Origin of the sequence: Psychrobacter sp. (assembly GCF_049295055.1) — a bacterium.
Taxonomy (GTDB): Bacteria; Pseudomonadota; Gammaproteobacteria; order Pseudomonadales; family Moraxellaceae; genus Psychrobacter.
Genome location: NZ_JBAQQF010000053.1, coordinates 122566 through 135687 on the forward strand (window position 1 = coordinate 122566; position 13122 = coordinate 135687).

Here is a 13122-nt window from a genome sequence, read left to right on the forward strand (position 1 = left end):
TAACGCTTATCATTATAATAATCAAGACTATATCTCCTAATGGCCATTTTAAGAAGCTATTTTAATGTCTGTTACATTTTGGCTCTTAGCTCAGGATAGTCTTCTGCGAGCGCAGCATACCAAATTTGATTGGCGTTCTCATTAATACTCGACTCAAGCAATAAGTTGGCTAAACTTGCAAAGCTAGCATGGGCAGTCTGTCCACCATCTGCTTGGGTATCTTCCTCAATCGCTAACGTGACCTGTCCACCGGTCATCGCCAGATAAACTTCCGCTAAAATCTCTGAATCTAGTAATGCCCCGTGAAAAGTACGGTCTTGCTTGCCAACATCTAAGCGGCGCACGAGAGCATCTAGGGTGTTTTTTTGCCCAGGATATTGCTGTTTGGCCATTACCAGCGAGTCGGTCACTTTTACCCGCTCGGCAAAGTCATGCATACCAACTTTGGCAAACTCCATATTTAGGAAGTTCATATCAAACGTGGCGTTATGAGCGATGACCTCTGCACCGTCCATAAAATCATAAAGCGATTGAGCAACTTGATTAAAGGTTGGTTTATCGCTCAAAAACGCTTCAGAGATACCGTGAATCCGAATAACTTCTTCATCCATGCCGCGCTGTGGATTGATATAGACGTGTAGCTTTTCGCCGGTAAACTTACGCCCGATCATCTCCACAATACCAACCTCGACAATGCGATCGCCCTTTAACGGATCAAGACCTGTGGTCTCAGTATCCATGATAAGTTGGCGGTCCGATTCATGACGATTGATAGGCTGAGGTAGCAGCGCTTTAAAATGTGGATTGGCACGGCTCGTGTCGCCATCGAATTTTGGTATTTCAGTATCCATACCAGCTTCTATATCAGTATTTATATTGGGCATATTAGCGTTTATCGTGGTATCAGTCATAATAGTCTGGGCTTCCAGTATATCTTTGGTAGTCATTGGTTTACTAATATTATTCTGATAGTAATTTACTTCTATTATGTTCTTTTTATTCACCATATCATCGACATGATTTCTATCAGCAGCAGAGTTTTTTGCTACATAGCTGTCTAATATGTCGCTTTCTAGAGTCTGGCTTTCTAGCATAGGATCATCTGATGGCTCTTCATCAAGCTCATCATTCATCATATCAAAACCCAATGGATCGAACTTTAGCCAATCATCGCTTGTAGAGGGGTTTTTATCAGAGGCTATTTGCTGAACAGACACTATGCTTGCTCTTTTTTTTTAGCAGTATCTTGTGTTTCCACTATCGATAAACCTTCACTACTAGACGTTACGCCCAAATTTGCTAGCTCATCTGCCTTTTCATTACCAGCATGTCCAGCATGACCTTTGACCCAATGCCAATCAACATCGCGTGGTTGGCAAAGCTCGTCTAACTGTTGCCAAAGGTCTTGATTGGCGACTGGTTTTTTACTGGCTGTTTTCCAGCCTCGTTTTTTCCAACCTTCAATCCATTCGGTGATGCCTTTTTTAACATAGCTTGAGTCTGTCCAAATCTCAAGATTCTGCTCATGTGGACTGTATTTTAATGCTTGTATTGCGCCCATCAGCTCCATACGATTATTGGTCGTCTGACTATCGCCACCATACAAATCCTGCGTACGCCCGTCACTAAATATAAGATGCGCGCCCCAACCGCCAGCGCCAGGATTACCTTTACATGCACCGTCGGTATAGGCAACCGTCGTATCTGATTTGGCGGCCAACGGATTCACGGCGTTATTGGTATTGAATTGCTGCGCTGAGATAGGATTGTCTGACATAAAAATTTGTTGACCTAATAAGGATAATTATAGGGTAGCGCGAAGAGGTTTTGCTCACGTTTTTTACGATGGCTATTCCTGCGTATGCTGAGGCTAAGTATAACAAATCTAGCATTAGGATGGGCAGTTGCCATGCACAAAAACGCAAAACCCTATATCATAACAGTAACCATGCCGTTTTCTGTTAAAATATAAACGCTCATGAAACATCTACTGAGATGCTGAGTATTGTCAGCGTGATGATGTTGTAAAAATGCCAGCAATTATAGTAATGCCAGTAATGCTACATATTTTGATACTGTTATTTGATGGTAATGCTTGATGATAATGTTCGATAATAGTGTTAGACGATACTGTTAAATAGTAACGCATAAACGATAACGCGTAAACAGTACCGCGCCCAATCAAAGCTTTTAATGCACGAATGCAGGATAACCCTACTATGTCCTTACGCTCAAAGTCCTTACGCTCAAATATTTTTTATAAAAATCTCAGCCACTTAATGGTTGGGGTAGCTGCGAGCAGCGTACTATTTTTGACTGCTTGCAATGACAGCAGTAGCAGCAAAATCGATGCTAAAACAGTCGAGACTGCAGCAGATTTGTCGGTCTTTGAAGGTTGTTATACTGTCAGTCACGACGAGCCTGCGCAAATAAAAGTCAGCCAACAGGGCGGCTCGTGGGTGATGCAAATGAAAGAGCCAGCTAGCGCTAAGCGCGTTTGGGATGACGCTGAGCCATTAGAGGTGATTGAAAGCAGTGATATACCAAAGTTTTTCTCTATCGACCCTGATAACGTCGACGCAGTCATTGGTCGTCCGGATAGAGTGCTGGTACTGGCGCATGTCAAACCCGTTTATGCTAATATCGATCCGCTACTAGATAGTGAATATTTATCTTATATCTATAAAGGTGCCAATACCATTTACCGTGTCGAATGTGATGACGTCAATACTGATATTTTAGCCAATCCACATGCCAATATCATTATTGATAACGTTAACGATAGTGTTTAGGTAAGCGTTATAAATAAGTATTCAATAAATAATTATCGAAAACATCTTTTGTTATAAGCCATCCTATTAGTAAAGTTGGACAATATGAATTTTTTCAGTTATGTGGTGTTGGGTGGATTCTCTTATGCCGCCGGTTGGGCAATCAGAACCTATGTACTCAATAAACAGCCAAAACCTGAGCAGCCTTATAATCTAAAGCATCCAGCCATCTTGGCATACTTAGGCGGCTTCTTTATTATTATGCTGATTGTCTCATGGCTAATCGGTCGCTATATACTTGGGCATATCACTATTGATTTGCCATTTATTATTATGAACAGCATAGTGGCTACTTTTGTGTATTCATTCGGTCTTAATCCCGAAAAGTCTAATTATAATGTACCTGACTAGAGCACTTAAATAAGCAGCTCATAATAAGTAACTCATATAAGTAGCTTAGTTAATTAGCTAACTTTAATAAAAAAAGCCACGACCGATAAGTTAATTATCAGCCGTGGCTTTTTAATGTCTTTAAACGCCTAGGATTTTTTCTTTAAATTAGCACTAGGTTTGGCAGTAGACTGACTTTTCTTCCACGTTTGATACTTTTGCAAATCCTTTTCAATCAGTTTTAAGCAAAAGGTAAGTACTAAAGCATCGTCAATATGACCAATAAAAGGGATAAAGTCTGGAATGATATCAATAGGGTTGAGGGTATAGAGTAAACCGACAATTCCCGCTGAAATGGTCTTGTAAGGAATATCGCGATAGTTGCCTTTATAGTAATCTTTAATCAAACTCATAAATAGCATCAAATCTTTGGTAAAGCGTTCAAGGTGGCTGCTATCTTTTAGTTTTTCTTTGAGCTTCTCTTCCTCGTTAATGATGTATTCAAGATCAGCATCTAATACTTCATCCTTTCCCTGTTTATCAGTCGTTTTATTAGACATTATTATTATCCTCATTTAGTAGCAGTCGGTATTCTCATATTACAACAAAGTTATGACGTGTGCCAATATTGCGCCATAGTGATTTGTTGAATTTATAATTGTAAGTATGCAGGTTACTTGAGCAATGTCATGGCCTGAGATAGCGAAAAAGTAAATAGGAGTAAAAGTTAAGCAACTATGCGCTTTAGCAAATAAGCTACAATACGCTGTTGTCATGTTTTAAGCGAATGGGTAGTAAATATAAAAACCCTTTAAAACTATAATAAAGACTATTTAAAATTATACCAAGATAAAAATTGATAGGTAGTAGCAAGATATGGCTTCAAAGATACCGTCTGCACAGCAGTTAATAAACGCTAAAAAAGAGAAAGAATACGCCGTAACTGAAACAGCGGATGGGCTGAGTAGGCGACAATTTTTACGTCAAGTCGGCATAAATGCAAGTGTTGGATTACTAGCGACCCAAGGCATAACTCAGGTGCTGGCTTCTAATACAATTGATGCAAATAATAGTACGTCACTTACCAAAGATGATCTGCCAACTGCACTTTTGGATGAAAGCTTTGCATCACAACCAATATCGTCGCAGACAGTACAGACGCAAATGGGCTGTATCATACCAAGTATTGAGACACGGCTTTTTGCCAGCTCCAACGTTGGTGGTAGTAATGAACGCAATCAATTGGCATTAGATCGCATGGCTTGTGCGGGCTTTAAAGTAGATAACCCTGCGATTACCAATCGGCAGTACCTGCGTTTTGCTGGTACGGATTCACAGCGAGCCAGCGATCTACAAAATATCGCCACTGGTGCCATCGCAGCACCCAAATTATTGCTTGGCGTACGTGGTGGCTATGGTGCGATGCGCTTATTGCCGATGATTGATTGGTCGACATTGGGTAGTATCATGAAGGAGCGCGGCAGCATACTCGCAGGCTTTAGTGACGTGACCGCTATCCAGTGTGCGTTACTGGCAAAAGGAAGCATGAGCTCGCTGGCTGCTCCGATGCTCTATAGCGAGTTTGGCAAAACCAAACCCGATCAGGTTAGCTGTCGACAATTTGCAGAAGCACTAACCAACCCTAATTTAGCAATCACCATTCGAGATGCGTCTTTAACCAGTTCAAGTTTACCTAGTATTTTGGCAACTACTGAGTCGAAAACAATAACGGGCACTATTTGGGGCGGCAATCTGAGTGTGGTCTCAGCGCTGGCAGGTAGCGAGTATTTACCACGGATTGCTGGCGGCATTGTGTTCTTAGAAGATGTGGGCGAGCAAACCTATCGTATCGAGCGCATGCTGTATGATTTGTACTTAGCAGGCGTGTTTAAGGGTCAGCAGGCGATTGTATTTGGTGCCTTATCGGGTACGGGTGAGGACAGCTATGATAAGCGTTATGATGTCGCCACGGTGATTCGTCAATTGCACAAGCTGACAGGATTACCGATTTATAGTGGCATGAGCTTTGGTCATATTGGACAAAAACACAGCTTCCCACTTGGGGCGATGTGTCAAATTAATCCTAATGCAGCTGATGGCTATCAGTTGGCATTTACTGACTATCCAACGATTAAAGCCGATGCGGTTCATGTCGAAGGGTTATGGCAGACTGCTTAATGTTAATTAAGAATACTAAATTGCAATTCGTGAGAACTTATCCTGATATTCTTTTGGTGTCAGCTCAGTGGCGCGTTTAAACAGACGAGTAAATGATGAGATGTCATCATAGCCAACTTGCTCCGCTAGCGATTTTATCGTCACATCGCCTGATTCCAATAAGCGTTTTGCCTGCTCGATTCTCACCGCTTGAATATATTCAATCGGACGCATGGCGACAGCGGATTGAAAGCGTCTATTCAACGTGCGCGGTGTGATATTGACCATGGTAGCCAAGCTGCTGACTTGGATGGGCTGCTTGAAATTTTCTTCAATGAACTCTTGTACTTGCTTGACCAGTTGGTCTGCATGCGGTTTATGCAAGGTCACATTGGTATAGCTGTTTTGATTGCCTCTTTTACTATCGATGATCTGGGTTTTTGCCACTTGAGTCGAAATCTCACGCCCGCAATAACGCTCTATTAATAACAATCCCAAATCATAAAAGGCACTACCGCCTGCCGCACAAAATATATTACCTGACTGATTTTTTGACTCGCTTTTTGATTGAGTGACGAACTGATTTTCTTGTAAATCAACCAGCGGAAAATCTGCCTTAAACTTATTGGCATAGCCCCAATGGGTCGTCGCTGTTTTATGATCTAATAATCCTGCCTCCGCCAAAAAGAAAGCGCCGCTACAATTACTGGCGATATCTGCTTTGGTATTCGCTAGCCGTTTTAAATGTGGCAATAATTCACTATTTTGCCTCAATACCTTATCAATTGAATCGCCAATGGTTGGGATTAATAATAAATCACACTCCATCACCTCGCGAATATCGCAATGCGCCTGTATGATTAAGCGATTGCTACATCTAATATTTGCCCCGCCTAGGCTCGCTATCTGTACATTAAATCTGGGTTCTACGGCTTCATCTAAAAATCGTTGCCAACTGACACCGGTAAATGAAAATAGATCCAATGCGCCAGCAAGTACGCTACCAAGCACGCCATCGAAGCCAAGAATAATCACTTTAAAAGGTTTAAAGTAGGGCATAGATATCTGAATTCCTTTATCTGTTTTTCCATAGCTATCTTTTGATAACTGCTGTCTAAAATAACGGTTTTCTTGGCTAATAACCTCTGTATGTCTCTAATTGTATATATCTAGTTTTATGTCTTATTTGACCATAATTATGTCATAAATGACAATACGGCAATGGGTTAAATTAGACTAATATTAATTCATCACTTATTTATCACCATCATAATAGGGACATGACTATGGCAGCAGATACGCTTATCAACGACTTTGAGTTACCGTTTCAATTGTACGATGTATTGGGTACTGAAACTTTAACCGAGCATCCTAAGTTTGCAGAACACAGCCGCGAAACGTTTGATGCGGTATTGGACACTGCCAATAAAATTGCGACCCAGCTATTCTTACCTCACAATCATATTGCGGATAAAAACGAGCCACAGTTTGATGGTAAAAAAGTGACCATGATAGACGATGTGAAAGTCGCCTTTGATGCGTTCCGTGAGTCAGGATTTATCGCTGGTCGTTATTCATTTGAAGATGGTGGCATGCAATTACCCGAAACGGTGATGACAGCGGTGGCAGGCTATTTTATGGCCGCCAATCCATCAACGACGGCTTATCCATTTTTAACGACTGCGGCGATTAATGTCATCTCACATTTTGCCAGCGATGAGATTAAAAATGCCTTTATGCCGCGTATGCTAACGGGCGAATTTACGGGCACCATGGCATTGACTGAGCCGCATGCTGGCTCGTCGCTTGCTGATATCAAAACCACCGCTGTTAAACAAGACGATGGCAGCTATCGTGTCAAAGGCAGCAAAATTTACATTTCAGGTGGCGATCATGAGCTATCTGACAATATTGTCCATTTGGTATTGGCCAAAGTACCGGGCGGTCCTGGTGGCGTCAAAGGTATCTCTTTATTTGCCGTGCCGAAGTATCGCTTAAATGATGATTTATCGGTTGGCGTGCGCAATGATGTGCATTTAACTGGACTCATTCATAAGCTAGGCTATCGAGGGGCGACTTCTACCGCATTAAGCTTTGGTGATGTAGGCGAGTGTCACGGCTATCTTATTGGCGAAGAACATTTCGGCTTGCGTTACATGTTTAAAATGATGAATGAAGCGCGTATCGCTGTTGGTTTTGGCGCAGCGATGATTGGTTATCGCGGTTATCAGTATTCGCTCGATTACGCCAAAGACAGAATGCAAGGCAGAATCGCACCGAATAATAAACCTGAGGATCCAGCCACCGCTATCATTCAGCACGGTGATGTGAAGCGTATGTTACTTGCGCAAAAAGCCTATTCTGAAGGCGGGATTTCATTGTGCTTGTATGGCTCAAACCTGATTGACCGTATCAATACTTGTGAAGATGCAACACTAAAAGCTGAGCTATCAGAGTTATTAGACCTGCTAACTCCAGTATTAAAGGCATGGCCGTCTGAATATGGGCCAAAAGCTAATGATTTGGGTATCCAAGTATTGGGCGGTGCAGGCTACACGCGTGAGTATCAGGCTGAGCAGTTTTGGCGTGACAACCGTCTTAATCCCATTCATGAAGGCACAAATGGCGTGCAAGCATTAGATTTGTCATTCCGTAAGTTATGGCAAAACAAGGGTCTTGGGATTCAAATTCTAAAACGTGAAATCACCCAAGATTTAGAAAGCGCAACTACTCTAAAAACCACACCAGAAGCCGCGAAACTTGCTGGTAAATTAATGCCGTATATGGGTCATTTACATGAAGTGTTGGTACATTTAAGCAAAATTCTCCAGACGGAAAAAGCACTGACGCTAACTGGAAATGCACAAGCATTGATGAATATTTTTGCTTCCATCGTAGTGAGTTGGATTTGGATTCGCCAAGCCAGTAAGGCCGAACAGTTATTAAATGATACAGCGGATGTTGAAAAACAGAATTTCTATCACGGCAAGCTACAAGCAGCAAAATACTTTATCGATTGGGAATTACCATTAATTAAGCGCGATATCGAGCTGTTAAATAATGACAATGCAGTATGTACCGATATGCAAGCAGAATGGTTCTAAGAGATTGTTTGGGAGATGTTTAATATAAGAACATCCTCTAGTAATTTATATATCGATTTGGTTTAAAAAGACCATAGTGATGCTGGGATGAATTTTTCGAAGCATCTGGAGTGCAAAGCACACAGCAAGCGAGAAAAATTTATACCAGCAGAGCGTTCTTTAATATATTTCTTTTATTTCGACCAAAGCATATGAATGACTTTCTATAAAAACTTTAAAGGAATAAACAATGACAACAATGAATAAGCAATGGCGTTTAAAAGCAAGACCTGTTGGTGAGCCGAGCGCTGAGACTTGGGATTATACTGAGTCAGAATTACCAACTATTGCAGACGGTGAGTTATTAATTAAAATTGAGTATATCTCAATGGATCCAGCGATGCGTGGTTGGTTAAACGATGCCAAATCTTATATCGCACCAGTACAGATTGGTGAGGTGATGCGCGCTGGTACCGTGGGCAAAGTGATTGAAAGCAAGCATGAGAAGTTTGCAGTCGGTGATTATGTCGCAGGTCACAATGGCGTCCAGTCGTATGCAGTTAGCGATGGCACGGGACTATACAAAGTCGATCCAAACCTTGCGCCGTTGTCTTATTACTTAGGCGTGCTCGGTATGCCCGGAATGACTGGCTACTTTGGGTTGCTAAAAACGGGCGAGCCAAAAGCAGGCGAGACTGTCGTCGTCTCTGGCGCTGCTGGAGCCGTAGGTGGCTTAGTTGGACAAATTGCCAAAATCAAAGGCTGCCGTGTGGTTGGTATCGCCGGCGGTGCTGAGAAATGTAAATTCTTAATTGATGAGTTGGGCTTTGATGCGGCAATCGACTATAAGAATGAAAATGTGAAAAAAGCGTTAAAAGAAACCTGTCCAAAAGGCGTCGATGTATTCTTTGACAACGTAGGTGGTGATATTTTAAATGATGTGCTCACGCAAATTAATCTGCATGCGCGTATCGTAATTTGCGGTGCTATTAGCCAATATAACGCCACTACGGAAGTAAAGGGTCCATCAAACTATCTATCATTATTGGTCAATCGTGCCCGGATGGAAGGCATTGTGGTCTTTGATAATATTAAAGAATACCCGACGGCAATGAAAGATATCGCTAGCTGGATACAGTCAGGCGAGTTAAAAGTAAAAGATCATATCGTTGAGGGTATCGAGGCTTTCCCTGATACGTTAATGATGCTCTTCAAAGGTGAAAACTTCGGAAAACTGGTACTTAAGGTAGAGGGATAAGTCATGACACTGAATACAAATGGAATTGAGTCAAGTAATCTAGCAGATATGCCAGCTTCAAACGTAGCAGGTAAACGGATTTTAATCACCGGCGGTGCGTCTGGTATTGGCGCGGCAAGTGCGTTATTGCTAGCGAGTCGCGGGGCTAAAGTCGTGATTGGCGACTTAGCAGAAGATATGGGCGTAGCCGTTGCTAAGCAAGGGCAAGATGCTGGTAATAGCATTGTCTTTAAAAAGGTCGATGTTACCAGTGGCGATGATGTACGCGCTTTGTTTAAATTTGCCATGCAAGAGCTTGGCGGTCTTGATGTCGTAGTCAATAATGCCGGCATTGATCATAAGCCTGCGCCGATGCATGAGCTAAGCGATGAGGATTTTGACCGTAATATAGCCGTTAATTTAAAAGGCGTCTGGCATTGTATGCGTGCCGCCGTCACTTGTATGGCTCCCAATGGCGGTGGTCATGTGATTAATGTTGCCTCCATCGCTGGTCTGCGTTCTGCGCCGTTGCTGTCAGCTTATAGCGCTGCTAAGCATGGCGTCATGGGGCTGACTAAGTCTGCTGCCCATGAATATGCCCGCGTCAATATCCGCTTTAACGCGGTCTGTCCAAGCTTTATCGATACGCCAATGGTGCGCAATACCATGGCGAAGATGAACGAGCGCGCCCAAAAAGCAACTATTAATGCCAGTCCATTACGCCGTTTAGGTAAAGTCGATGAAGTGTCTGGCGCGATTGCTTGGCTGGCGAGTGATGAGAGCAGCTTTATGAATGGTCATGCCTTTACCCTTGATGGCGGTATGTTAGCTTGATAGTTTTATGACAATCCCAAAAATATGATTAGCGGTGTCAAACTCGCTTAGTCTACGAATTGTAGTACTTGCACTCGTTTTCCTTGCTACTCAAATTTTTGGAAATATCGATAATTTCTTAAAAAAGTTAATAAATTTTGTAGAGCTGATAGTGACATTGCCCAGCTCTGCTATGTCTCCAAAATATATAAGCGATATAATATTTTTAAAAATACAAGGAATAATGATGAAAGATTTATTTGATTTAACCGGCAAGATTGCTTTAGTGACTGGTGCCAGCCGTGGTATTGGTGAGTCTATTGCCCGTTTGTTAGCATCAAGAGGTGCGCATGTGATTGTGTCTAGCCGTAAGATTGATGCTTGCCAAGCGGTTGCCGATAGCATTGTTGCTGATGGTCATAAAGCCAGCGCCTTTGCTTGTCATGTTGGCGAGATGGCGCAGATTGATGCTATTTTTGAGCATATTAAAAGCGAATTTGGTCAAATTGACATCTTAGTCAATAATGCCGCTGCCAATCCTTATTATGGTCATATCTTAGATACGGACTTAGCCGCTTTTGATAAGACCGTCGAAGTCAATATTCGTGGTTATTTCTTTATGTCGACAGCCGCTGGCAAGATGATGCGTGAGCAGGGCGGTGGCGTGATTTTAAATACGGCTTCAGTTAATGGCTTAGTCGCTGGTGATAAGCAAGGTATCTACTCAATCACCAAAGCCGCTGTTATTAGCATGACTAAGTCGTTTGCCAAAGAGTGTGGGCCGTTAAATATTCGCGTCAATGCCTTGTTGCCAGGTCTAACTGATACTAAATTTGCCTCTGCTTTAACGACCAATGATAAAGTCTTAAAGATGGCACTACATGCTATCCCACTAGGACGCGTGGCTAACCCAGATGAGATGGCTGGCACGGTATTATATCTAGTGTCTGATGCTTCAAGCTATACGACGGGTGCAACGATAGTCGTCGATGGCGGCATGTTGGCTTAGTTACTCTATCGTCATTCAAAAATGGCTCTTTTTAAACCGTATGCTTATAAATGGCATACGGTTTTTTATTTCGTTATAGTAAGTACTAATGTTTTAAGTATAGTAGAGTCACTTTAAAACCAATACAACACTGCTGATATAAATTTTTCTTGCTTGCTGTGTGATTCGCACTACAGAGGCTACGAAAAATTTATCTCAGCAATACTTGTTTATCAATGTATCGATTTTATATCGTACTGACTATAAATAGTATTTATGAGTGGAGCCAAGCATGCAAGTAGCTATTATTAACCGTTTTACTAATACCAAGACTTGGTTATTCGTTCCCGCTACTCGTATAGATAGAGTGGCAAAAGCGTTTGCTAGTGGTGCAGATGCGGTGATTGTTGATTTAGAAGATGCGGTTGCTGACGTTGATAAAACACAAGCTCGTACATCAATAAAAAATTATTACGACAGTGAGGACTATCAGCCTATTTGGGTGCGCATCAATCAAGCGGGTAATGAAGATTTTGAGCAAGACTTAAAAATGTGTCAGCAGATGCCGCAGCTTGCTGGGCTAATATTACCAAAAGCGGAGCAAGCAGCAGATATTGAAAAAGTTCATAACGCGACTGGTTTACCAATTATTGCATTGATAGAGACAGCGCTTGGTTTGTACCAAATCGATAGCATGACAAAAGCTTCGGGACTGCTCGCATTTAGCTATGGTTTTTTAGATTTATGCAATGATTTACAAGTGCAAGTGGGAACTCTAGCAGCAGATATTATTGCCAATCAGATTCGCTATCAGCTTTTGCTCAACTCAAAAGTACATAATCTATTAGCGCCTATTGATACGGTTTATACCGATTTTGATGATGATAAAGGGCTTGAGCAGCGAGTTCAGTTGTGGTCGCAAATGGGCATGTCCGGCATGCTTTGTATTCATCCAAAGCAAGTGGCTGTCGTCCAGCAATCGCTACAACCGACTGATGCTGAGATTGAATTCGCTAAACAAGTAGTAGAGGAGTATCAGCGCAGTGGGCAAGCCGTATTTAAAATAGATGGCAATATGGTCGATGCACCCGTGATTGAGCGCTGTCGCCAGCTATTAAGTTAACTGTTAGATCAGTTATTGACGAAGTAGCAGGAAAGCAAATAATGGTTTATCATTCACCAAACTTATTTATGATTTAAAAAGAGCTCTATGATTTTTATCAGCAACAGCATTAGCCTGAATGATAGCGACGTCGAGATTAGCGCGATACGTGCGCAAGGAGCAGGCGGGCAAAACGTCAATAAAGTGTCCTCTGCGATTCATTTACGTTTTGATATTAATGCATCAAGTCTGAGTGATGTCCACAAGCAACGTTTGCTAGACAGTAAAGACAGCCGGATAACCAAAGAGGGTGTGTTTATCATTAAGGCGCAGCAATTTCGTACCCAAGAACGCAATAAAATCGATGCCTTTGAACGGCTGCAAAGCTTTATTATAAAAGCTACTTATATAAATAAAACACGCAAGCCTACCAAACCAAGCAGAAATGCAAAGCGTAAACGCGTCGATCAAAAAACTCAGCGCGGCAAGACAAAAGTGTTGCGCAGTAAGGTGGATTTTTAAGTAGAATAACGTTAATTTAACGATAAAAAATACCAGCCTATTTAAGAGGCTGACATTTT

At 42.0% G+C, this 13122-nt stretch carries 11 protein-coding genes and 1 pseudogene; 9 read left to right on the forward strand and 3 right to left on the reverse strand.

Features of this window, described 5'->3' with window-relative positions; translation table 11 throughout:
- Window positions 1-71: 71 nt before the first annotated feature.
- Window positions 72-1777: pseudogene (gene dnaQ, locus WAZ74_RS08255) on the reverse strand (DNA polymerase III subunit epsilon).
- A 442-nt stretch (window positions 1778-2219) separates the two neighbouring features.
- Here dnaQ and WAZ74_RS08260 point away from each other — a divergent pair.
- Window positions 2220-2792, forward strand: a complete 573-nt coding sequence (locus WAZ74_RS08260; RefSeq protein ID WP_422307713.1) for a hypothetical protein — start codon at window positions 2220-2222, stop codon at window positions 2790-2792.
- A gap of 84 nt (window positions 2793-2876) precedes the next feature.
- Window positions 2877-3182: a hypothetical protein gene (locus tag WAZ74_RS08265; RefSeq protein ID WP_422307715.1), complete on the forward strand. Its 306-nt coding sequence runs from the start codon at window positions 2877-2879 to the stop codon at window positions 3180-3182.
- Between the two features lie 128 nt (window positions 3183-3310).
- On the opposite strand, the gene WAZ74_RS08270 is transcribed toward WAZ74_RS08265, so the two are convergent.
- Window positions 3311-3721, reverse strand: a complete 411-nt coding sequence (locus tag WAZ74_RS08270) for a YkvA family protein (RefSeq protein ID WP_422307717.1) — start codon at window positions 3719-3721, stop codon at window positions 3311-3313.
- 316 nt (window positions 3722-4037) lie between these two features.
- Between WAZ74_RS08270 and WAZ74_RS08275 the strand changes: the two genes are divergently transcribed.
- A complete protein-coding gene (locus WAZ74_RS08275; protein ID WP_422307719.1) occupies window positions 4038-5339 on the forward strand; it encodes an LD-carboxypeptidase in 1302 nt (433 codons plus the stop codon).
- A gap of 15 nt (window positions 5340-5354) precedes the next feature.
- Here the strand turns inward: WAZ74_RS08275 and WAZ74_RS08280 are convergent, their stop codons facing one another.
- The gene (locus tag WAZ74_RS08280) at window positions 5355-6377 is read right to left on the reverse strand and encodes a GlxA family transcriptional regulator (protein ID WP_422307721.1); all 1023 of its coding nucleotides are present in this window, start codon (window positions 6375-6377) and stop codon (window positions 5355-5357) included.
- A 227-nt stretch (window positions 6378-6604) separates the two neighbouring features.
- Between WAZ74_RS08280 and WAZ74_RS08285 the strand changes: the two genes are divergently transcribed.
- The 6 genes from WAZ74_RS08285 to arfB all read left to right on the forward strand — a co-directional run bounded on the left by WAZ74_RS08285 (window position 6605) and on the right by arfB (window position 13063).
- Window positions 6605-8422, forward strand: coding sequence for an acyl-CoA dehydrogenase (locus tag WAZ74_RS08285; protein ID WP_422307723.1), 1818 nt, complete (start codon window positions 6605-6607; stop codon window positions 8420-8422).
- A 229-nt stretch (window positions 8423-8651) separates the two neighbouring features.
- Window positions 8652-9659 carry an NADP-dependent oxidoreductase gene (locus WAZ74_RS08290; RefSeq protein ID WP_422307725.1) on the forward strand — a complete coding sequence of 336 codons (1008 nt, stop codon included), beginning with the start codon at window positions 8652-8654 and terminating at the stop codon, window positions 9657-9659.
- Between the two features lie 3 nt (window positions 9660-9662).
- A complete protein-coding gene (locus WAZ74_RS08295; RefSeq protein ID WP_422307727.1) occupies window positions 9663-10472 on the forward strand; it encodes an SDR family NAD(P)-dependent oxidoreductase in 810 nt (269 codons plus the stop codon).
- 223 nt (window positions 10473-10695) lie between these two features.
- Window positions 10696-11460: an SDR family oxidoreductase gene (locus WAZ74_RS08300; RefSeq protein WP_422307729.1), complete on the forward strand. Its 765-nt coding sequence runs from the start codon at window positions 10696-10698 to the stop codon at window positions 11458-11460.
- A 271-nt stretch (window positions 11461-11731) separates the two neighbouring features.
- Window positions 11732-12562, forward strand: a complete 831-nt coding sequence (locus tag WAZ74_RS08305) for an HpcH/HpaI aldolase/citrate lyase family protein (RefSeq protein ID WP_422307731.1) — start codon at window positions 11732-11734, stop codon at window positions 12560-12562.
- 87 nt (window positions 12563-12649) lie between these two features.
- Window positions 12650-13063: an alternative ribosome rescue aminoacyl-tRNA hydrolase ArfB gene (arfB, locus tag WAZ74_RS08310; RefSeq protein WP_422307733.1), complete on the forward strand. Its 414-nt coding sequence runs from the start codon at window positions 12650-12652 to the stop codon at window positions 13061-13063.
- Window positions 13064-13122 lie beyond the last annotated feature (59 nt).

Excerpts from the sequence above, each read along its gene's own strand:
- WAZ74_RS08275 (WP_422307719.1), top strand. The coding sequence starts at position 4,038 with ATGGCTTCAAAGATACCGTCTGCACAGCAGTTAATAAACGCTAAAAAA.
- WAZ74_RS08270 (WP_422307717.1), bottom strand. The coding sequence starts at position 3,721 with ATGTCTAATAAAACGACTGATAAACAGGGAAAGGATGAAGTATTAGAT.
- WAZ74_RS08280 (WP_422307721.1), bottom strand. The coding sequence starts at position 6,377 with ATGCCCTACTTTAAACCTTTTAAAGTGATTATTCTTGGCTTCGATGGC.
- WAZ74_RS08295 (WP_422307727.1), top strand. The coding sequence starts at position 9,663 with ATGACACTGAATACAAATGGAATTGAGTCAAGTAATCTAGCAGATATG.
- WAZ74_RS08290 (WP_422307725.1), top strand. The coding sequence starts at position 8,652 with ATGACAACAATGAATAAGCAATGGCGTTTAAAAGCAAGACCTGTTGGT.
- WAZ74_RS08285 (WP_422307723.1), top strand. The coding sequence starts at position 6,605 with ATGGCAGCAGATACGCTTATCAACGACTTTGAGTTACCGTTTCAATTG.
- WAZ74_RS08265 (WP_422307715.1), top strand. The coding sequence starts at position 2,877 with ATGAATTTTTTCAGTTATGTGGTGTTGGGTGGATTCTCTTATGCCGCC.
- WAZ74_RS08305 (WP_422307731.1), top strand. The coding sequence starts at position 11,732 with ATGCAAGTAGCTATTATTAACCGTTTTACTAATACCAAGACTTGGTTA.
- arfB (WP_422307733.1), top strand. The coding sequence starts at position 12,650 with ATGATTTTTATCAGCAACAGCATTAGCCTGAATGATAGCGACGTCGAG.
- WAZ74_RS08260 (WP_422307713.1), top strand. The coding sequence starts at position 2,220 with ATGTCCTTACGCTCAAAGTCCTTACGCTCAAATATTTTTTATAAAAAT.
- WAZ74_RS08300 (WP_422307729.1), top strand. The coding sequence starts at position 10,696 with ATGATGAAAGATTTATTTGATTTAACCGGCAAGATTGCTTTAGTGACT.